The organism is Streptomyces sp. NPDC052682 (assembly GCF_040678435.1).
GTDB lineage: Bacteria > Actinomycetota > Actinomycetes > Streptomycetales > Streptomycetaceae > Streptomyces.
The window spans coordinates 67,645-87,926 of record NZ_JBFATS010000004.1; the positions used below are offsets into that span (position 1 = coordinate 67,645).

The following is a 20,282-nucleotide window of genomic DNA, read 5'->3' on the forward strand; positions in this document are numbered from 1 at the left end:
AGACGACAGGCGACGTGTGCCCGCGGACAGCGCGGGCCGCGTCGCCTTCGTCGTTGTCGCGCGGCTTCTCACCCACGTCAGTGTGCCCGGGGTGCGGTGCTCGCCCGTTCCGTCAGGCGCGGCGGGAGCAGGGTCGTGTGCGGGACGGGGGTGCCCGCCAGCTTCTTCATCAGCAGTTCCACCGCCCGCTCACCCATCTCCGCCGCCGGCACGGCCACGGACGTGACCGGGACGCGCACGGATGCGGCGAGGTCGTCGGGGCACAGGGCGATCACCGACACGTCGCCGGGCACCCGCAGGCCGAGGGCCTCGAAGGCGTCGATGAGGGGTTCCAGCAGGGGTTCGTTGTGGACGACGACCCCGGTCAGGGCCGGCTGCTCCCGCAGCAGGTGCTCGGCGATGCGGCGGGCGGCCTCGGGGCCGGGCTCGCAGGGGTGTACGGCGCAGGCCAGCCGGTGCCGGTCGGCGGCGGCTGTGAAGCCCTGCACGAGGCGCTGCGCGAACGCGGTCTGCCGGACGTACACCTCCGGCGGGGAGCCGACCAGCGCCAGCACCCGGTGCCCGAGCCGCACCAGATGCTCCACGCACGCCTCTCCGGCCGCCCTGAAGTCCAGGTCGAGGCAGGTCAGCCCGTCCGGCTCGGCGGGAGCGCCGATCAGCACGCACGGCCGGTCCAGGGACCGCAGCAGCGGCAGACGGGGGTCCTGGAGTTCGACGTCCATGACGAGCAGCGCGTCCACCAGGGCCGTCTCCGCGATCCCGCGCAGCCTCTCCTCGCCGTCCTCCTGGGTGAGCAGCAGCACGTCATGGCCGTACCGGCGGGCCGTGGTCACCGCCGACACCGCGCACCGCATCGCCACCGGCACATGGATGCCGGCCCGTAACGGGAGCACGAGGCCCAGCACGTCCGACGTGCCGCTGGCCAGTGCCCGGGCACCGGCGTGCGGGCGGTAGCCCAGTTCGCGGACGGCCGCCTCGACACGGCGCCGGGTCTCCTCGGAGATGGGTCTCTTGCCGCTCAGCGCGTAGGACACGGTGCTGGGGGAGACCCCGGCGTGCCGTGCCACGTCCGTGATCTTCACCATCAGCCCAGCTCCAGGGAGAGGAAGCCGGTGCCGGCCGCGGCGCGCGCCTCGCGGTCGCCGGCTGCCAGGCCCCAGGGGCGCGACGGGTCGCCGCAGGAGGCGCGCAGGGTGTCGCCTTCCCGTACCACCGTGAAGGTGACGTCCTGGACCACTACCGTCACCTGGTCGCCGCGCTCGAGGCCGTACGCGCGCAGGGTGACGCCGTCGGCGTGGTCGTAGTCGGGGCGGTCGTCCACCGCGCCCACCGGGAGCACCGCACCGGGCCGGACCAGCAGCGGCACGCTCAGGAAACCGTGCTGCTCGCGGACCCAGCGGGGACCGGTGACCGTCTCGCCGGTCAGGAAGTGGGTCCAGGTGCCCTCGGGCACGTAGTAGGTGACGTCCCCCTCGTCGGAGAACACCGGCGCGACCAGCAGGTCCGGCCCGAGCATGTACTGCCGTTCCAGGTGCGCGCAGCCCGGGTCGTCCGGGAACTCCAGCACCATCGCCCGCATCATCGGCACGCCCTCGGCGTGGGCGGTGCGGGCGACGCCGTACAGGTAGGGCATGAGCCGCAGCTTCAGCTTCGTGAACAGCCGCAGGACGTCGACGGCCTCCTCGTCGAACAGCCAGGGGACCCGGTAGGAGGAGCTGCCGTGCAGGCGGCTGTGCGAGGACAGCAGGCCGAAGGCGACCCAGCGCTTGAACAGGGCGGGGGAGGGGGTGCCCTCGAAGCCGCCGATGTCGTGGCTCCAGTAGCCGAAGCCGGACAGGCCCAGCGAGAGGCCTCCCCGGAGCGACTCGGCCATCGACTCGTAGGTGGCCTCGCAGTCGCCGCCCCAGTGCACCGGGAACTTCTGGCTGCCGGCCGTGGCAGAGCGGGCGAAGACGACCGCCTCCTCCTCGCCCCGGTGCTTGCGCAGCACCTCGAAGACGGTCTGGTTGTACAGGTACGTGTAGTAGTTGTGCATGCGCTCCGGGTCGGAGCCGTCCGACCAGGCCACGTCGAGGGGGACCCGCTCGCCGAAGTCGGTCTTGAAGCAGTCCACGCCCTGCGCGAGCAGCGCCTGAAGCTTGGCCGCGTACCAGTCGCGGGCCGCCGGGGAGGTGAAGTCGACCAGGGCCATGCCCGGCTGCCACAGGTCCCACTGCCAGACACTGCCGTCCGGCCGCTTCAGCAGGTGCCCGAGCTCCTTGCCCTCCGCGAACAGCGGGGAGCGCTGGGCGATGTACGGGTTGATCCACACGCACACCCGCAGGCCCCGGGCGTGCAGCCGGGAGAGCATGCCCGCCGGGTCGGGGAACACGCGCGGGTCCCACTGGAAGTCGCACCAGTTGAACTCGCGCATCCAGAAGCAGTCGAAGTGGAAGACGGACAAGGGCAGTTCGCGCTGCCGCATGCCCTCGATGAAGGAGGTGACCGTCTCCTCGTCGTACGAGGTCGTGAAGGACGTCGACAGCCACAGGCCGAACGACCAGGGCGGCGGCAGCGCCGGGCGGCCGGTGAGGGCCGTGTACTTGCGCAGGATGTCCTTCGGGGTGGGGCCGTAGATGACGTAGTACGTGAGCTGCTGTGTCTCCGCGCTGAACTGCACCCGGGAGACCACCTCCGAGCCGACCTCGAAGGACACCTTGCCCGGGTGGTCGACGAAGACGCCGTAGCCCTGGTCGGTGAGGTAGAAGGGGGCGTTCTTGTAGGCCTGTTCGGTGGCCGTGCCGCCGTCGGCGTTCCAGATGTCGACGACCTGGCCGTTCTTCACCAGCGGGCCGAAGCGTTCGCCCAGGCCGTAGACGGACGTGCCGACGCCCAGGTTGAGCTGCTCGCGCAGGTAGTGCCCGCCCGAGGCGTCCCGCATGATGCCCATGCCCTTGGTGGAGCTGGAGGTGAGCGTGCGGCCGTGGGCCAGGAAGTCCACCTGCCAGGGGCCGGTGCGGGCGACCCGGACCGACAGCGCGCCGGAGGTCAGGGTCGCGTGCTCGTCGTCGTACGCCACCTGCGGCGGGACGTCCTCGCGGGTGAGCGCGAACCGCGGGCCGCGCGGCTGCTCGCCGTCGAAGTGGGTGAAGGTGACGCCGATGACGTCCGGCATCGGCGTGTGCGCGCTGATCGTCACGACCGGTCCCTTCAACAGGTCGCCGCGGTGGCGGATGGGCTGGGTCGGCGCGTGGATCTCCAGCGCGCCGTCCTGCGCGGTGACGTCGAGCACCTGGACCGGATAGGCCGCGGTGACGCCCTCGCGCAGCAGCCAGTAACCGTCCGTGAACTTCATGTCGGGGTCCTTACTTGACGGCGCCCACGGCGATACCGCGGGTCAGGGTCCGCTGGAAGACGAGGAAGAAGACGAGGGCGGGCAGCACGCCGAGCAGGGCCGCCGCGTTGGTCATGGTGGCGTCCATCAGGCGCTGGCCCTGCAGGACACCGAGCGCCACCGACACCGTCTGGTTGTCGTTGGAGATCAGCATGACCAGGGGGAGCAGGAACTCGTTCCAGGTCCAGATGAAGAAGAACACCAGCAGCACGCCGAGGGTGGGGCGGCTGACGGGGACCACGATCCGCCACAGCACCTGCCAGGCGTTCGCCCCGTCGATCCGGGCGGCCTCGATGATCTCTCGGGGGAACCGCCCCAGCACCGACGACAGCAGATAGGTGCCGAAGGCCGCCTGGAGCACCGTGAAGACGATGATCACACTGAGTCGGGTGTCGTAGAGGCCGGCCTCCTTGCTCAGGTAGTAGACCGGGTAGACCAGCGCCTCCTGCGGCAGCATGTTCGCCAGCACGAAGAACGCCAGCACCCAGGTGCGCCCCCTGATCCGGCCGATGCCGATGGCGTACGCGTTGAGGATCGACAGGACGGCCGCGCACACCGCCACCGCGCCGCTGATCAGCAGGGAGTTGACCAGCTTCCGGCCGTAGTCCACGCGCTGCCAGAAGTCCTTCAGCCCGTCCAGGTAGAGACCGTCGGGCAGGCTCAGCGGCCCGCTCCGGGCGTACTCGGCCGGGGACTTGACCGCGTTGACCGCCACGATGACGAACGGGACGACCATGAACAGCGCGGCCAGGCACAGGGCCACGAGCACCGGGTAACGGCGTACGGCGGTCATGCGCGCGTCCCCTCCTCGGTGTCCTCGGCCCTGGTCTGGAGCTTCAGCCCGACCAGGGACAGGGCGAGGATGACCACGGTCAGCACGGTGGAGATCGCCGCGCCGTAGCCGACCTGGGTCTTCTCGAAGAACGTGGTGAAGGAGAAGTAGGAGGGCACGTCGGTGGCGCCTCCCGGGCCGCCCTTGGTCAGCACGTACACCGCGCCGAACACCTTCAGGGCGGCGATCGTGCACCAGGTCAGTACGACGTAGGTCTCGGGCCGGATCTGCGGCAGCGTGATGTGCCGGAAGCGGCGCCACCAGCCCGCCCCGTCCAGTTCGGCCGCCTCGTACAGCTGCGGGTCGACGCGCTGCAGGCCCGCCATGAAGACGACCAGGGGGAAGCCGACCTGGACCCAGACCATCACGCCCATGACGCTGTAGAGGGCGAGGTCGGGGTCGCCGAGCCAGTCCTGCTGCCAGGACTTCAGTCCGACCGCCTCCAGCAGGGCGTTGAGGGAGCCGTTGTCGGGGGCGAGGATCCAGCTCCAGACGATGCCGGCGACCGCGATCGGCAGTACCTGCGGGAGGTAGAAGCAGGCGCGCAGGACCGCGACCCACCGGGTGCCGGCGTGCTTGCCGACGTAGTCGAACAGGGCCGCGGCCAGGACCAGGCCGATCGCCGTGGGGACGACGGCCATCGCCACCACCATGAACAGGCTGTGCCGGAAGGACGCCCAGAACTCGCCGTCGGCGAGCAGCTCCCGGTAGTTGGCCAGGCCCGTCCAACTCGGGCTGCCCACGCCCTGCCAGTCGGTGAAGCTCACCGAGGTGTTCATCACCAGCGGCACGACCACGACGGCCAGGAAGGCGAGGACGCCGGGCAGCAGGAACAGGGCGTAGGGGGCGCGGGGGCGGCGGGCCGGGGCCCGGCCGGGGGTCTTCTCGACGGTCACCGTCATCGCCGGGGGGCGCCCTTGTCGTAGGCCTCCTGGAGGGCGTCGAGGTACGCGTCCGGCTGCGTGCTGCCGGTGATCAGCTTCTGGGTCTCGGAGACCAGCACGTCGTAGAAGCCGGGGACGGGCCAGTCGGGGTAGAAGGCCAGGCCGTCCTGCTCCGAGAGGGCGTTGAAGTCGGCGATGAGCGCCTTGGCCCGCGGGTCGGTGATGGCCTTCGGGTCGGCGGCGACCGGGACACCGCCCTTGTTGCCGAGCAGGTTCTGGATCTTCTCCGACATGGTGATGTCGATGAAGTCGTAGGCCAGTTCCTTGTTCTCGGCGCCCTTGGGAACCACCCAGAGGTTGCCGCCGGAGCCGAGAGTCAGGTCCGATCCGGGCCACAGGAAGGTGCCCCAGTCGAACGTCGCCTCCGCCTTGACCCGGCCGAACCACCAGCTGCCGGAGAACATGATCGGCGCCTTGCCCTGCAGGAAGGAGACGCCGGCGTCCTCCGCCTTGGTGCTGGAGGAGGTCTTGGCGAGGTAGCCCTTCTTCACCCAGTCGGCGAAGGTCTCGGCGGCGTAGGTCCAGGCCGCGTCGTGGAAGTCGGTCTTGCCCTTGTACAGCTCGTAGGCGTCGACCCAGGAGCGGTCGGCCTTGGAGAGAGCCAGCTGGTAGAGGTACTGCTGGGCCATGTACTCGGCGCCCGCGTTGGCCAGCGGGGTGACGCCGTCCTTCACGAAGGCGTCCATGGCGGCGGTCAGTTCGGGAAGGGTCTTCGGCTCGGCGACGCCGTGCTTCCTGAACAGGTCCTTGTTGAAGTAGACCAGCGTGTACTCGGCGTAGTTCGGGACGCCGTACCACGCGCCCGAGCCCATTACGCCTTTGCTGTCGTACACGCTCGTGGTGCGCACAGCCGGGCTCAGCTTCCTGTCCCAGCCGCGCTTGGCGGCCTCGGCGGTCAGGTCGGTGAGCAGGCCCTGCCGGGAGAGCAGACCGGCCGTGGCGTTGCCCTTGTTGTACTCCATGAGGTCGGGGGCGTCACCGGAGTTGAGGACCATCGGCGCGGTCTTCTGGATCTGCTCGAAGCCCTTCTCCTCGAACTCGACCCGCACGCCCGGGTGCGTCCTCTCGAACTCCTTGACGGCCTCGTTCCAGGCCGCGCCCATCGCGCTGTCCGGGCCCTCGTAGTGCCAGAGCCGCAGCGTCCTGCCGTCGGAGGAGCCGCCGTCCGAGCCACCGCAGGAGGCCAGGAGCAGGGCCCCCGCGAGCGCCACCGCCGTCGCCATCACGTGCCGTCGTGCCGTCAACATCCTGTGCCTCCAAAAGGGAGCCGGACGGGCGGGTCAGGGCGCCCCGACAGCGTTGTCGAATGGTTCGACCCGCTGTCGAAGCGCTTCGACGGGCGACGCTATGTGGGGCCTGTTCGTGGCGTCAATGGGTTGTACCGGGATTGGTGAAGCGATTCGACGACCGGCCCAGGGCCAGACTCATCACCAGGGCTGCGGCGGCCGCCGTGACCGGCACCGCGTACCCGGCCGTGACCGGCCCGTGCTCCACCAGCCGGCCACCTGCCGCGCTGCCCGCGGCGACGCCGCAGAGCAGGCCGGTCACCGCGAGGGTCATGCCCTCGTTGAGCCGGTCCTCCCCGGTGCGCTGCTGGACCAGCGTCATGGTGGTGACCATCGTCGGGGCGATCGCCAGGCCCGCGAGCAGCAGCGCGCCCGCCAGGAGCGGCAGGGAGCCGGTGCGGGCGGCGAGCAGGGGCAGGGCGAGCAGGGCCGTCATGACCGCGAGGCACCGGGACAGGCGTACGGTGGCGGACCCGCCCGGCCGGAGCGCGCCGTACAGCACGCCCGCCGCGCAGGACCCGGCCGCCTGAAGGGCGAGCAGGACACCCGCCGCCGACCGGTGCCCCTGTGCGTCTGCGAACGCTACGGTGACGACGTCCGTCGCGCCGAACACGCCGCCGGTCGCGAGGCAGACGGCCAGCAGCGGGCCCAGCGCGCGGAACGGGGGCCCGGTGTGCGCCCGTGCCCGCACGGGGGGCTCCGTGGAGCGCTGCGCGGCGAAGAGCAGGACGCCGGTCATCAGCAGCAGCGCGCCGGCGAGCGTGCCCGCCTCCGGGAAGAACGTCCCGCACAGGAAGGCCGCGAGCACCGGTCCGAGCATGAAGCACAGCTCGTCCGCCGCCTGCTCGAAGGAGTTCGCGGTGTGCAGGGCCTCGGGGTCGTCCCGCAGCAGGTGGGCCCAGCGGGCGCGGGACATGCCGCCGGTGTTGGGGGTGGTGGCGGTGGCGGCGTAGGAGGCGAACAGGGTCCAGTCGGGGGCGTCGTACCGCACGCACAGCAGCAGCGCGAGGGAGCCGAGCGCGGCGACGGCCGCGGCGGGCACGGCGACGCGGGCCTGCCCGTACCGGTCGACCAGCCGCGCGACCCACGGCCCGGCCACCGCGGTCGCCGCCAGTCCCGTGCCGGTGACGGCGCCGGCGAGGGCGTACGAGCCCCGCGAGCCGGCGATCATCATCACCGCGCTCAGGCCGAACATGCCCATCGGGAGGCGGGCCGTCAGATTCCCGAGTGTGAAGGCGAGGGTGCCGGGGCGGGCGAACAGGCGGCGGTACGGGCCGGGCGGCTGCTTCCGTGACTGCCCGCGCGGCTGTTCCGGGGGCTTCCCGCGCCGCTGCTCGCGTGGCTCGGGGCGGGCGCGGGTGCGCGGGCGGAAGTCGGCGATGACGAGCGTGTCGGAGGTGAGGGTGTACAGCAGGGCGTCTTCGGCAGGGGGCTGCGGCATGCCCTCACCGTCGCCCCGGGCCGGTCGAGGGGTCCAACACCTGCTCCGTACCGATTCACGCACCCCTGTTGTAAGTTCACCGGGTGCCCGCCCCTCTCGACCCCCGCCTCCTGCGCGCCTTCGTCGCCGTCGCCGAGGAGTTGCACTTCACGCGCGCCGCGGCCCGCCTGTACGTCGCCCAGCAGGCGCTCAGCCGGGACGTCCGGCGCCTGGAACGGCAGCTGGGCACCGAACTGTTCGTACGGACCACCCGGCAGGTGACGCCGACCGCCGACGGTGAGCGGCTGCTGCCGTACGCCCGGCGGGTGCTCCAGGCGCTGGACGACCTGCTCGCCGCCTTCGGGCAGGCCCGCCCGCTGCTGGTGGACCTCAACTCGCCGGGCCTGGTCACCCCGCGCCGCGTGCTGCACCGGGCCCGGGAACTCGCCCCCGAGCAGGAGCTGATGGCCCGCTTCGAAAGCGGCCTGACCGGGGCCGCGGGGGAACTGCTCGCGGGCCGGCTGGACGCGTCGTTCGGGCGGTTCGCCGGGCTGCCCCCGGGGCTGCGGGCCGGCCTGGACCACCAGCCGGTGCGCTGCGAGCCGATGGCCGTCGTGCTGCCCGAGGACCACCGGCTGGCGTCCCTGGCCGAGGTGCCGCTGGACGCCCTGGCCGGTGAGGCCGTCTACGCCGGTGCGGGCAATGACCGGACCCCGGAGTGGACCGGCCTCGCGCGGCTGCTGTTCGAGGGGCGGGGCATCGAGGTCGCGCCGCCCGCTCCGCTGGCCGTCGGGGACGAGGAGTTCCAGCGGCTCATGGCCCGCACCCGCCACCCCGTCCTCGCCGTGGTGGACTTCCCGCCGCTGCCCGCCACTGTGGTGCGGCCCCTGGTCGATCCGGTGCCGCTGTCACCGGTGTCGCTGGTCTGGCGCAAGGGGCTGGCGCATCCCGCGTTGGACGCGCTGCGCCGGGCCGCGGCCCGGCTGACGGCCGAGGAGGGGTGGCTGCGGCGGCCCGCGGGGGCGTGGCTCCCGCCGGCCGACGCCGCCGTGCTGGGCCTGCGAGACTGACCCGCCACGCGCCGCGGCACACGCTGTTGTGGGTGAGTTCACGTGTGGAGGCGTTGTGAAGGGAACTGCTAATTTGTAGATTCGTTCGAGCTGCGGGGTCGGTAGTCGGTTTGCAGCCGCATCAACCACAAGGGTCTGACTCTTTTGTCCGTCAGCCCGCGCGATCGATGCCGGATGCTAGGGGGAGATGTCGTGGCGGAAACGGGGCGCGGAGGGGGGCCTTCGGAGTCGGACGCGACCATGCAGCTGAAGGTGCCCGGCTCAATACGGCCGGACGAGACCATGCAGTTGCGCGTCCCGCCACCGCACATATCCGGGTCCGCGAAAGAACATTCGAGGCATTCCGAAATAACCCCCCCGTCATCGGAGGAGGCGCCGAGTCGCGAACGCCAGGCCCCGGCCGGCCGGCCGCGGCAGCGCGGCAGCCGTAACCCCCGCAAGGCCCCCCGCCCCTCCCTCCGCTCCCGCCTCCTCGCCCTGCCGTACGTGGCCCCCGTGCTGGGCGTCCTCGCCGTGTGGACCGCCCGCCTGCTGCCCTACGTCCGCCGGATGCGGCCGCAGTACCCCCGGCCCGGACGCACCGGCTGGCGCCGGTGGATGCCCTCCTGGCGGCAGTGGCTCGGCGGCTCGCTCGCCGCCGTGGGCCTCGGCGGTCTCTCCCTCGTCGCCGCCTACGCGGCCACCGACATCCCGGACGACCTCAACTCGTACGCCACCCAGCAGGACAACGTGTTCTTCTGGTCCGACGGGACGCCGATGGCCCGCACCGGCTGGGTGCAGCGGCAGGCGATGCCGCTCAAGGACATCCCCGAGGACGTCCGGTGGGCGGTGCTGGCCGCGGAGAACGAGAGCTTCTACAGCGACCCCGGCATCTCCCTCAAGGGCGTCACCCGTGCCCTGTTCCGCACCCTCGGCCAAGGCGACACCCAGGGCGGCTCGACCATCACCCAGCAATACGTGAAGAACGTCTACCTCAACCAGGACCAGACGGTCACCCGCAAATTCACCGAGGCGCTCATCGCCCTCAAGCTCGACAACAAGATGAGCAAGGACGAGATCCTCGAGAGCTACCTCAACACCAGCTGGTTCGGCCGCGGCACGTACGGCATCCAGCGCGCCGCCCAGGCCTACTACGGCAAGGACGTCAGCGAACTCAACGCCAGCGAGGCCGCGTTCCTGGCCTCCCTGCTCAAGGGCGCCGGCCTGTACGACCCGACCCTCAACAGCGCCAACCGCGCCCGGGCCGTGGAACGCTGGTCCTGGACGCTCGACCGGATGGTCGAGATCGGCAAGCTCTCCAAGGCCGAGCGGGCCAGGTACCGCACGTTCCCCGAACCGCTGAAGCGCAACCCGCTGTACGACACCGGTGAGCAGAGCGACTACCTCGTCGAACTCGCCTCCCAGTACGCCAAGAAGGCCGCGAAGATCTCCGACCAGGACTTCGACCTCGGCGGCTACCAGATCTACACGACCTTCGACAAGAAGCGGGAGGCCCAGCTCGTCGAGGCCGTCACCAAGGCGCGCGACAAGGCCCTGAAGGACCACCCGAAGACCGCGAGGACCGCGCACTACGGGGCGGCCTCGGTGGCCGCCGACGGCCGGATACTCGCCGTCTACGGCGGCCCCGACCACCGCAAGCAGGGCTACAACGAGTCGAACGCCACCACCGTCCCGGCCGGCTCCGCGTTCCAGCCGTTCGTGTACGCGGCCGGCCTGGAACACGGCGTCCGCAAGACCCGCGACGGGGCGGCGACCCCGATCACCGGGGAGTCGGTCTACAACGGCGACGACGACGTGCCGGTGACCACGCCGGAGGGGCCGTACTGGGACCGCAGCGGCCGCAAGGTGACCACCGACAACGACGGGGACCGGTCCTACGGGCCGATCTCCCTGCACCGGGCGCTGAAACTGTCGGTGAACGCGCCGTTCATGCAGCTCGGCATGGACACCGGACTGGACAAGGTGCGCGCCACCGCCGTGGCCTCGGGCCTGCTGCCCTCCAGCATCGGCGACCAGGTGCCCGCGCTGGCGCTGGGCAGCTCCACGCCCAGCGCCATACGCATGGCCGGCGGCTACGCCACCTTCGCGGCGGCCGGCAAGCACACCGAGCCGTACTCGGTGCGCCGGATCACCCACAACGGCACCAAGGTCGCCCTGAACCTGCCCAGCCCGCGCCGGGCGGTCGGCGCCGACGTGGCCGAGGAGGTCACCTCCGCGCTCCGGGACGCCTTCCGCGCCGCGCACCCCACCGACGCGCCCGCCACCGCCGACGTGGCCGGGAAGGCCGGGACGACGCAGGACGACACCGCCGCCTGGTACGTCGGCACGCACAGAACCGTCTCCACGGCGGTCGTCGTCTACCGCATGGACCTGGCCGAGAGCCTCGAGCCACTGCCCCTGAAGGGGATCGCCGGCACCACGGCCGACAGCGTCCCCTACGGCATCTGGTCCCGCGCCGTGAGACCGCTCGGCTGAGCACCGAACGGCCACCGTGGCGCGGTACCCACCGCACCACCCCATCCCTCGCAGAATGAGCCGCCGCCCATGCCTCCGACCTCCGGCCACCACCGCAAAGCCCGCGCATCCCGTCGCCGACCAGCCGAGTCCCGGCTCTTCGTGCCCCTGGGAGCACTGACGGTGGCCGGCCTCCTCTTCGCCCTGCTGATACCCGTGGCCTACGACAGCCTGACCGGCTCGGACAGCACCACACCGACCGTGTCCGCCGGCGACACCAGCGGCGCGGGCTCGACGACCTCGCCCTCCAGGAAGCCCGAGGAGCCCGAGTGGGACGGCAAGACCGAGGTGCTCGGCGACGGCTCGACCTCGTACACCGGGCCGCGCAAGAACACGTTGAAGCCGAAGCCGCTCAAACCCGGTGAGAAACCCCCTCAGTTCGTCGTCTTCTCCTGGGACGGTGCCCTCGCGGGCGACGACCAGCTCTTCGCGCACTACCGGGAGCTGGCCAAGAAGTACGACGCCCACATGACGTTCTTCCTGACCGGGATCTACCTGCTGCCCAAGGACAAGGCGAAGCTGTACGCCCCGCCGCAGCACGACCGGGGGTCCGCGGCGATCAGCTACCCCACCGACGAGCACATCCGCACCACGCTGGAGCAGCTCGGCAAGGCGTGGAAGGAAGGGCACGAGATCGGCTCGCACTTCAACGGCCACTTCTGCGGCGTCCGCGGCGGCGGCTACTGGAGCGTCGACGAGTGGAAGAGCGAGATCAGGCAGTTCTACACGTTCCTGCAGAACTGGAAGACCAACACCGGCTACAAGGACCTGCCTCCCCTGCCGTTCGACCCCGAGCGCGAGATCACGGGCGGCCGCGCGCCCTGCCTGGAGGGGCAGAAGAACCTGCTCGAAGCCGTCAAGACCTTCGGCTGGCGCTACGACGCGAGTTCGCCCGGCGACTTCCAGGTCTGGCCGGCCAAGAAGAACGGCCTGTGGGACTTCCCCCTGCAGATGCTCCCGTACGAGGGGGGCAAGTACCAGGGGCTCTCCATGGACTTCAACTTCCTCTACAACCAGTCCGAGGGCGAGACCCAGGGCGATCCGGCGCAGTACCCCCGGTGGGAACAGCAGACCGTCGACGCGTACATGGCCGGCTTCCACCGCGTGTACTACGGCAGCCGGGCGCCCCTGTTCATCGGCAACCACTTCGAGAACTGGAACGGCGGCATCTACATGAAGGCCGTCGACCGGGTCGTCGAGAACGTGTGCACCAAGAAGGACGTCCGCTGCGTCTCCTTCCGGGAACTGGCCGACTGGATGGACGCGCAGAAACCCGCGACGCTGCAGCGGCTGCGCGCCCTCGACCCGGCCCAGTCGCCGGACTGGTCCACCGTGGTGCAATGACGTTTCCGTAACGTCCTGGGCCCGACGGGCACCCCTCTTCACAACAACCACACATGCCATGCGAGGATGCCCTGCCCCGGTATCTCTCCCCACCGGGACAAGAGGGGAATCCACAGTGAAATCAAGGAAATTGAGCCGTACGCGGCGTCGCGCGACCATACTCGGGGCGGCCGCCGCCTCGGTCGTCGCCGGAGCGGCGCTGCTGCCCAACTGGAACGCCGGCGCAGCCGTGGTCGACGACCCCACGGTGGACGCCAGGACCAAGGCCACCTTCCAGCGGCTGGCGGACGCGGTCTTCACCGACCGTACGGACGCGCTGGTCGAGGGCGGGCGGACCGGCCGGGAGAAGCCGCTGACCGACCGCTTCTCCGGGGACGTCCGGCTGTCCGGCGGCGTGGCCCGCAAGGAGGACGCCTCGGTGGCCGCGCTGCGTCAGCGCCGGGAAAAGCTCTCCGAGTTGGGCGAGACGTACAGCAAGGCCAGCACGTCCGTCACCCTGGACGCCACGCGCGTGACGGGCCGCACGGCCAAGGTCGCGGTCACGGAGACCACGACCCTCACGTACGCGGGGGCGAGCGGCGGCGAACCGAGGACCACCGGTTTCCAGGCCCACCACGAGCTGACGTTCAGCGCCGACCGGCGGGGTGACTGGCGGCTGACCGGGATCCGCGCCACGGACGAGGGCGACCTCGCGGTGAACCAGACCTCCAGGCCGGCCGCCGCACCGATGACCGCGAAGGTCACCAGCACCACGCCGTCGGCGCCCCGGGCGTCGACCTCGTTCCCGGGCCCGGCCAGTCCGAAGAACTTCACCGCCAGCGGGCTCGACTACAAGGCCATGGCGGCCTACGCGAAGCAGTACTGGTCCAACTACAACCCGGACTACCCGAACTACAACGGGCAGGGCGCGGGCGGCGACTGCACCAACTTCGTCAGCCAGGCCCTGAAGGCGGGCGGCTGGAAGCACGTGCCCGGATACGTGACCGACTACACCAAGTGGTTCGGCAACGCCGACATCCAGTCGCACTCGTTCGTCGGCGTCAACGAGTGGTCCTGGTTCGCCCAGAACTCCAAGCGGACGACCAGCCTCGCCAACGTCTACCAGCTCGACGTCGGTGATGTGCTCCAGGTCGACTTCGACCGGGACGGTTCCAAGGACCACACCATGATCGTCACCTCGCGCAGCAACGGCGTGCCGTACGTGACGTACCACTCCAACAACACCTACAGCAGGTCGGTGGCGAGCATCGTCGCGTCGTACCCGAACGCCTGGTACTACGCCTACCGCACCTGAGGACACACCGACCCCCGGGCCCGGTGATCTCACCGGGCCCGACGCTCGGCAGGGTACGGCTCCGGCCGTCCAGGCCCGACAGGCCGGTCCGACGCAGAGCCGCCCGGACACGTACCCCACCCGCCGCCGAGGCCGACCCCGCGAAGAACCGCCCCGCGTGAAGGCCCGGCCCCGTGCAGAGCTGGGGCCGGCACAGAGACCCGCCCTGGCGTAGAGGTCCGCCCGCGCGCAGAGCCGTATCCCCGCGGGGACCCGCCCGGTGCAGAGACCCCGCCCGCGCGTGAACCCATCCCCGCAGGGGACCCGCACTGCGTGAGTTCCGCTCCCGCGTGGGGCGCCGTGGCGTGAGTCCCGCTCCCGCGTGGTCGCCCCCCCCGCGCGTATCGGCTCACCCGCGCGCAGGGACCTATCCGCATGGGAACCCACCCCCGTGAAGGTCCGCCCTCGCGCGCAGCCGCATCCCTGAGTGGGGGCCCGCCCGGTGCAGACGCCCCGCCCGCGCATAGCCCCATCCCCGCATGGAGGGTCCGCCCTGGCGTAGGAACTCATCCCGCATGGGGCCCCGCCCCGCGCCGAGAGTCCGCCTGCGTACAGACCCGACCTCGCATGAGGGCTCGCCCTGGCGTCGGGTCTCAACCGCACGGGGCCTGCCCCCGCATGGGTCCCGCCCCGGGTAGAGGCCCGCCTGCGCGCAGAGCCGCATCGCTGCGTGGGAACCCGCTCGCGCGTGGGGCCCGCCCCGTGCGGAGAGTCCGCCCGCGCACAGACCCGACCTCGCATGAGGGCTCGCCCTGGCGTCGGGTCCCAACTGCACGGGGGCTGCCCCCGCACGCAGCCGTATCCCCGCATGGGCCCGCCCCGCGCGGCGGTCCGCCCGCGTGCGGAAACGCATCCCTGCATGGGCCCTCGGTCCGGAGACCCCGCCCCCGCGCACAACTCCCCGCGCAGACACGCATCCCGGCGTGCTGACGCCGTCGGCTGGCTGCCGCCCCCGACTGCCGTGCAAGCGGCCCGCGCACCTCTGCCTGCCCGGGTCTCCGGCTGCCCGCGGGTGTCCGTCAACGTGCCGTTCGTCCTGCCCTGTGACGGTCCAGCTCCCGCCCCTGGTCGGGGATTTCAGCCACAGCCCCGTGTGTGCGGTGTCTCACGACTGACACAAAAACCTGCACGGGATACACGCAATCTCCACGTGCGCTACATTCAGATATCCGAGCACACTGTGACAAACAGGGCGATCGAACAGGCTGGAGTTCCGGTTCGGCGGCGGATGCTCGGGTCGCATCGCACCCGTTACATCCCGTGGGGGGAAGCACGTGCACGTCAGCAAGTGGCGAGAAAACACCCAACCGGAATGGCCTCAGGCGGCATCCGCCACCGAGAAGCCTCTCGGTGAGAACGAGGAGGGGGCCTCAGGAGTCACGCAGCACTTCCCGGACGGCACGACCGACGCACCGCTGCTGCGCGCCATCCCCCGGCAGAAGGAGGCCGGGCCCGACAGTGGCGAGAGCCTCGCCGCCCGCGACCCCTGGCAGCAGCAGCCCGACGCCGGCCGGCCCGCCCAGGACCCGGACGAGGTGACCGTCCAGCTCGACCCCGTGCAGGCCGGCGCCGCTCCGGAAGGCACGTGCGACGGGCCCGTCTTCGTCGACGAGTCCGGCCGGCGCGGCCGCCGCTTCCGCAGGGCCGGCATGGCCGTCGGCCTGGCCTGCGCGGGCTACGCCGCCGTCATCGCCGCCACCGTGCTGTCGGGCAACTCCGACGCGCCCTGGCTCCCCGTCCCCGGGCAGCAGAAGGACGAGCCCGCCGGCCAGGTGGAGACCTCACCGCGGCCCGCCGAGCCGCTGCCGCCCGCCGGCGCTCCCGCCACCGCCCCGGGCGCGGGCGCGGGCAGCGCACCGACGGCCGACCAGGTCACGGCCCCGTCGCGCGGCTCCGGCGCCGGCACGCCCGGTGCCGCCACCCGCCCCGAGCGGCCGAAGGCCTCCGCCGACCCGACGGTCACGCCGACCCGGCAGGTGCCGAAGCCGCCGGGCACCGGTGTGGCCGTCCCGTCCCCGACGCAGCCGACGACCGAGCCCGCCACGCAGGCGCCCGACCCGACCCCGACGGACCAGCCCACGACCGGCCCGACCGAGTCCCCGGACGGCGGCGGGGCGGGCGGCACCGGCACGGTCGCCGACGGCCCGGCCACCGCCCAGCCCGTCGCCGACCACCCCGCCGAGCAGCCGGACCCGTCCTCCTCGCCCACCGCACCGTCCTCGGAGTACGTCGTCTGATGGCACCGCGCACTTCCCGGCGCCGCCGCCTGCCGTTGCGCATGCTGCTGCCGGCGCTCGTCCTGTTCGCCCTGATGGCGATGCTGATGCTGCGCGGCTACGTGCACAGCGAGATCCTGGCCGACCACCGGATCCGGCAGCCCACCTCCGCCGACCGGGTACCGAGGGAGATCCGCGAGGGCGGCCCGGTCATCGACACCCGCGGCGGCCGTGCCCAGACCCTGCGCGTGCCGGACCACCACGTCGTCCTCACCTTCGACGACGGCCCGGACCCGACCTGGACGCCGAAGGTCCTGGACGTGCTGAAGAAGCATCAGGCGCACGCGGTGTTCTTCGTCACCGGCACCATGACCTCCCGCTACCCGGACCTGGTCCGGCGCATGGTCGAGGAGGGTCACGAGGTAGGCCTGCACACCTTCAACCACCCCGACCTGTCCTACCAGTCGAAGAAGCGCATCGACTGGGAGCTGTCCCAGAACCAGCTCGCGATCACGGGCGCGGCCGGGGTCCGCAGCTCGCTGTTCCGGCCGCCGTACTCCGTCTTCGCCTCCGCGATGGACAACAGGTCCTGGCCGGTGACCGAGTACATCGGCGGCAAGGGCTACATCACCGTCGTCAACACCACCGACAGCGACGACTGGCGCAAGCCCGGGGTCGAGAGAATCATCCGCAAGTCCACACCCCGGGACGGCGAGGGCGCGATCGTCCTGATGCACGACTCCGGCGGCGACCGCCGCCAGACGGTGGCGGCGCTGGACCGGTTCCTGCCCGACCTCAAGGCCCGGGGCTACGAGTTCGACAACCTCACCGAGGCACTGGACGCCCCGAGCGCGCACACCCCGGTCACCGGCCCGGAGCTGTGGAAGGCCCGGGCGTGGATCATCCTGGTGCAGGCCTCCGACCAGGTCACCGACGTGCTGGCCGTGGGCCTGGCGATCGTCGGCAGCCTCGTCATCGCCCGCTTCCTGCTGATGCTGGTGCTTGCCTGGGCCCACGCCCGCCGGGTGCGCCGCCGCGACTTCCGCTGGGGTCCGCCGGTCACCGAACCGGTCTCGGTGCTGGTCCCGGCGTACAACGAGGCCAAGTGCATCGAGAACACCGTGCGTTCGCTCGCCGCCAGCGACCACCCCATCGAGGTCCTCGTCATCGACGACGGCTCCTCCGACGGCACGGCCCGTATCGTCGAGTCGATGGGGCTCCCCGACGTCAGGGTGATCCGGCAGCTCAACGCGGGCAAGCCGGCCGCGCTCAACCGCGGTGTGGCCAACGCCCGTCACGACCTGATCGTGATGATGGACGGCGACACGGTCTTCGAGCCGTCCACGGTCCGGGAGCTGGTGCAGCCGTTCGCCGACCCGCGTGTCGGCGCGGTCGCGGGCAACGCCAAGGTCGGCAACAAGAACCGCCTGATCGGCGCCTGGCAGCACATCGAGTACGTGATGGGCTTCAACCTCGACCGCCGTATGTACGACATCCTGCGCTGCATGCCGACGATCCCGGGCGCGGTCGGAGCGTTCCGCAGGTCCGCCCTGCAGCGGGTCGGCGGCATGAGCGAGGACACCCTCGCCGAGGACACCGACATCACGATGGCGCTGCACCGCGACGGCTGGCGGGTGGTGTACGCGGAGAACGCCCGGGCCTGGACCGAGGCCCCGGAGACGGTCAGGCAGCTGTGGTCACAGCGCTACCGCTGGTCGTACGGCACCATGCAGGCGATCTGGAAGCACCGCAGGGCGCTGGTCGAACGCGGGCCGTCGGGCCGCTTCGGCCGGGTCGGCCTGCCGCTGGTGTCCCTCTTCACGGTCGTGGGCCCGCTGCTGGCCCCCCTGATCGACGTGTTCCTCGTCTACGGCCTGGTCTTCGGCCCGGCGCGGAAGACGATGCTGGCCTGGCTGGGCGTCCTGACGATCCAGGCGGTCTGCGCCGCGTTCGCCTTCCGCCTCGACCGGGAACGCATGACCCACCTGCTCTCGCTGCCCCTCCAGCAGATCCTCTACCGGCAGCTCATGTACGTCGTCCTGCTCCAGTCCTGGATCACGGCCCTGACCGGTGGCCGCCTGCGCTGGCAGAAACTGCGGCGCACCGGGGTCGTCGAGGCCCCCGGCGGTGCGCTGCCGCGGCAGCGGGTCCGCAGCGGCGACGACCGCAGGCCGGTGGGGTGAGGCTCGTTCCGGACGCCTTCGCACTCCGCGCCGGCGGCGGGTCCTCCGACCTCGTCGCCGGGGTGGTGTGGCTGGTCCTCATGGCCCCCGGGGGCCGGCTGCCCCACGCCCCGCAGACCTGATCGGCGCGCCGCCCCGCGCGCGGAACCTCTCATCCCCTCTCTGCCCGAGGTGAGAGCAAAGTTCCTTTCCGGTCACCCGGTGCCACAGACCGGAAACGCGCCCTCCCTACCTTCGGGACTCATCACCGCTCATTCACTGAACCACCGAGCCCCGAGCACCGTGGAGGCGTCATGACAGCCCCGAGCACAGCCCCCGCACCCCCGAGCAGGGGCGGTCGCTGGATCCGGCACTGGGATCCGGAGAACGAGACCTTCTGGAACGAGACGGGCGAGAAGATCGCCCGGCGGAACCTCTTCTTCTCCGTGCTGTCGGAGCACATCGGGTTCTCGGTGTGGACCCTGTGGTCGGTGCTGGTGCTGTTCATGGGCCCGGAGTACGGGCTGACGCCGGCCGACAAGTTCATGCTGACGTCGATGGTCACGCTGGTCGGAGCCGTGGTCCGGGTGCCCTACACGTTCGCCGTCGCGATCTTCGGCGGGCGCAACTGGACGGTCATCTCCGCCAGCCTGCTGCTCATCCCGACCATCGCCGCGTTCACGGTGATGGAGCCGGGCACCTCCTTCTCCACGTTCCTGCTGATCGGCCTGCTGGCCGGCGTGGGCGGCGGCAACTTCGCCTCCTCGATGACCAACATCAACGCCTTCTTCCCGCTGCGCAAGAAGGGCTGGGCGCTCGGCCTCAACGCCGGCGGCGGCAACATCGGCGTGCCCGTCATCCAGCTGATCGCGCTGGCGATCATCGGCGCCGGCGGCGGGCCGCGCCTGCTGCTCGGCATCTACATCCCGCTCATCGTGGTCGCCGCCGCGCTCGCCTGGCTGTTCATGGACAACCTCGAGAACGTCAAGAACGACACCGGTGCCGCCAGGGACGCCGCGAAGGACGCCCACACCTGGATCATGTCCTTCCTCTACATCGGGACGTTCGGCTCGTTCATCGGCTACAGCTTCGCCTTCGGCCAGGTCCTGACGAACCAGTTCGGCCGTACGCCGCTCCAGGCCGCGTACGTCACCTTCATCGGCCCGCTGCTCGGCTCGCTGATCCGTCCCGTGGGCGGCTGGCTCGCCGACAGGTACGGCGGCGCGCGGATCAGCCTGTGGAACTACGTCGGCATGGGCGTGGCCACCGCGGTCCTGATCGGTGCCTCCATGCAGAAGTCGCTGGCCCTGTTCACCGTGGCGTTCGTGGTGCTGTTCGTGCTCAGCGGCCTCGGCAACGGTTCGACGTTCAAGATGATCCCCGGCATCTTCCAGGCCAAGGCCCGCGCCAAGGGCCTCACCGGTGAGGCGGCGGCCTCCTACGGACGCCGGCTGTCCGGCGCCTCCATGGGGCTCATCGGCGCGGTCGGCGCGCTCGGCGGGGTCGGGATCAACCTGGCCTTCCGGCAATCGTTCCTCTCCTACGGTTCCGGCACCGGCGCGTTCGTCGCCTTCCTCGCCTACTACGGCGTCTGCTTCACCGTCACCTGGGCCGTATACCTTCGCCGCTCGGCCGCCCGCAGCCAGGTGGTGGCCAGCGCGGAGGCGAAGCCGCAGCTCAGCTACGCCGAGGTGTGACGTAACACCGACGACACGAAGACGAACCGAGCCTGTCACGCACCGTTGACAGGCTCGGTCGGCGTGCCGGTACCGCCGTATGTGTCCGCCG

The 20,282-nt window shown here is 71.3% G+C and carries 14 protein-coding genes; 8 read left to right on the plus strand and 6 right to left on the minus strand.

Features of this window, described 5'->3' with window-relative positions; all coding sequences use genetic code 11:
- Nucleotides 1-77: 77 nt before the first annotated feature.
- The 6 genes from AB0K80_RS07170 to AB0K80_RS07195 form a co-directional block, all read right to left on the minus strand.
- Nucleotides 78-1,085, minus strand: a complete 1,008-nt coding sequence (locus AB0K80_RS07170) for a LacI family DNA-binding transcriptional regulator (protein ID WP_365666734.1) — start codon at nt 1,083-1,085, stop codon at nt 78-80.
- Nucleotides 1,085-3,334: an alpha-xylosidase gene (yicI, locus tag AB0K80_RS07175; protein WP_365666736.1), complete on the minus strand. Its 2,250-nt coding sequence runs from the start codon at nt 3,332-3,334 to the stop codon at nt 1,085-1,087. The genes AB0K80_RS07170 and yicI overlap by 1 nt, the downstream gene beginning before the upstream one ends.
- A 10-nt stretch (nt 3,335-3,344) precedes the next feature.
- Nucleotides 3,345-4,166, minus strand: a complete 822-nt coding sequence (locus AB0K80_RS07180) for a carbohydrate ABC transporter permease (protein WP_365666738.1) — start codon at nt 4,164-4,166, stop codon at nt 3,345-3,347.
- Nucleotides 4,163-5,107: a sugar ABC transporter permease gene (locus AB0K80_RS07185; RefSeq protein WP_365666740.1), complete on the minus strand. Its 945-nt coding sequence runs from the start codon at nt 5,105-5,107 to the stop codon at nt 4,163-4,165. Before AB0K80_RS07185 ends, AB0K80_RS07180 begins: the two co-directional genes overlap by 4 nt.
- Nucleotides 5,104-6,396, minus strand: a complete 1,293-nt coding sequence (locus AB0K80_RS07190) for an extracellular solute-binding protein (protein WP_365666742.1) — start codon at nt 6,394-6,396, stop codon at nt 5,104-5,106. Before AB0K80_RS07190 ends, AB0K80_RS07185 begins: the two co-directional genes overlap by 4 nt.
- A 121-nt stretch (nt 6,397-6,517) precedes the next feature.
- On the minus strand, nt 6,518-7,876 hold the full coding sequence (locus tag AB0K80_RS07195) for an MFS transporter (RefSeq protein WP_365666744.1): 1,359 nt from the start codon (nt 7,874-7,876) through the stop codon (nt 6,518-6,520).
- An 83-nt stretch (nt 7,877-7,959) separates the two neighbouring features.
- Between AB0K80_RS07195 and AB0K80_RS07200 the strand changes: the two genes are divergently transcribed.
- The 8 genes from AB0K80_RS07200 to AB0K80_RS07235 all read left to right on the plus strand — a co-directional run bounded on the left by AB0K80_RS07200 (nt 7,960) and on the right by AB0K80_RS07235 (nt 20,191).
- Nucleotides 7,960-8,925: a LysR family transcriptional regulator gene (locus AB0K80_RS07200; RefSeq protein WP_365666745.1), complete on the plus strand. Its 966-nt coding sequence runs from the start codon at nt 7,960-7,962 to the stop codon at nt 8,923-8,925.
- Between the two features lie 240 nt (nt 8,926-9,165).
- Nucleotides 9,166-11,400 carry a transglycosylase domain-containing protein gene (locus AB0K80_RS07205; protein WP_365666747.1) on the plus strand — a complete coding sequence of 745 codons (2,235 nt, stop codon included), beginning with the start codon at nt 9,166-9,168 and terminating at the stop codon, nt 11,398-11,400.
- 69 nt (nt 11,401-11,469) lie between these two features.
- The gene (locus AB0K80_RS07210; RefSeq protein ID WP_365666749.1) at nt 11,470-12,783 is read left to right on the plus strand and encodes a hypothetical protein; all 1,314 of its coding nucleotides are present in this window, start codon (nt 11,470-11,472) and stop codon (nt 12,781-12,783) included.
- Between the two features lie 115 nt (nt 12,784-12,898).
- Entirely contained in the window at nt 12,899-14,077 is a 1,179-nt protein-coding gene (locus tag AB0K80_RS07215) for an amidase domain-containing protein (RefSeq protein WP_365666751.1), read from the plus strand.
- A 1,313-nt stretch (nt 14,078-15,390) separates the two neighbouring features.
- Complete coding sequence (locus tag AB0K80_RS07220) at nt 15,391-16,353, plus strand: hypothetical protein (RefSeq protein WP_365666753.1); 963 nt, start codon at nt 15,391-15,393, stop codon at nt 16,351-16,353.
- Entirely contained in the window at nt 16,353-18,515 is a 2,163-nt protein-coding gene (locus AB0K80_RS07225; RefSeq protein ID WP_365666755.1) for a glycosyltransferase, read from the plus strand. Before AB0K80_RS07220 ends, AB0K80_RS07225 begins: the two co-directional genes overlap by 1 nt.
- The gene (locus AB0K80_RS07230) at nt 18,512-18,637 is read left to right on the plus strand and encodes a hypothetical protein (RefSeq protein ID WP_365666756.1); all 126 of its coding nucleotides are present in this window, start codon (nt 18,512-18,514) and stop codon (nt 18,635-18,637) included. The genes AB0K80_RS07225 and AB0K80_RS07230 overlap by 4 nt, the downstream gene beginning before the upstream one ends.
- Nucleotides 18,638-18,808: 171 nt before the next feature.
- Nucleotides 18,809-20,191, plus strand: a complete 1,383-nt coding sequence (locus AB0K80_RS07235; protein ID WP_365666758.1) for a nitrate/nitrite transporter — start codon at nt 18,809-18,811, stop codon at nt 20,189-20,191.
- Nucleotides 20,192-20,282: the final 91 nt, after the last annotated feature.

Bases quoted from the DNA above. Each gene is read 5' to 3' on its own strand.
- yicI (WP_365666736.1), bottom strand. From the start codon at position 3,334: ATGAAGTTCACGGACGGTTACTGGCTGCTGCGCGAGGGCGTCACCGCG.
- AB0K80_RS07180 (WP_365666738.1), bottom strand. From the start codon at position 4,166: ATGACCGCCGTACGCCGTTACCCGGTGCTCGTGGCCCTGTGCCTGGCC.
- AB0K80_RS07210 (WP_365666749.1), top strand. From the start codon at position 11,470: ATGCCTCCGACCTCCGGCCACCACCGCAAAGCCCGCGCATCCCGTCGC.
- AB0K80_RS07190 (WP_365666742.1), bottom strand. From the start codon at position 6,396: ATGTTGACGGCACGACGGCACGTGATGGCGACGGCGGTGGCGCTCGCG.
- AB0K80_RS07205 (WP_365666747.1), top strand. From the start codon at position 9,166: ATGCAGCTGAAGGTGCCCGGCTCAATACGGCCGGACGAGACCATGCAG.
- AB0K80_RS07195 (WP_365666744.1), bottom strand. From the start codon at position 7,876: ATGCCGCAGCCCCCTGCCGAAGACGCCCTGCTGTACACCCTCACCTCC.
- AB0K80_RS07185 (WP_365666740.1), bottom strand. From the start codon at position 5,107: ATGACGGTGACCGTCGAGAAGACCCCCGGCCGGGCCCCGGCCCGCCGC.
- AB0K80_RS07170 (WP_365666734.1), bottom strand. From the start codon at position 1,085: ATGGTGAAGATCACGGACGTGGCACGGCACGCCGGGGTCTCCCCCAGC.
- AB0K80_RS07225 (WP_365666755.1), top strand. From the start codon at position 16,353: ATGGCACCGCGCACTTCCCGGCGCCGCCGCCTGCCGTTGCGCATGCTG.
- AB0K80_RS07235 (WP_365666758.1), top strand. From the start codon at position 18,809: ATGACAGCCCCGAGCACAGCCCCCGCACCCCCGAGCAGGGGCGGTCGC.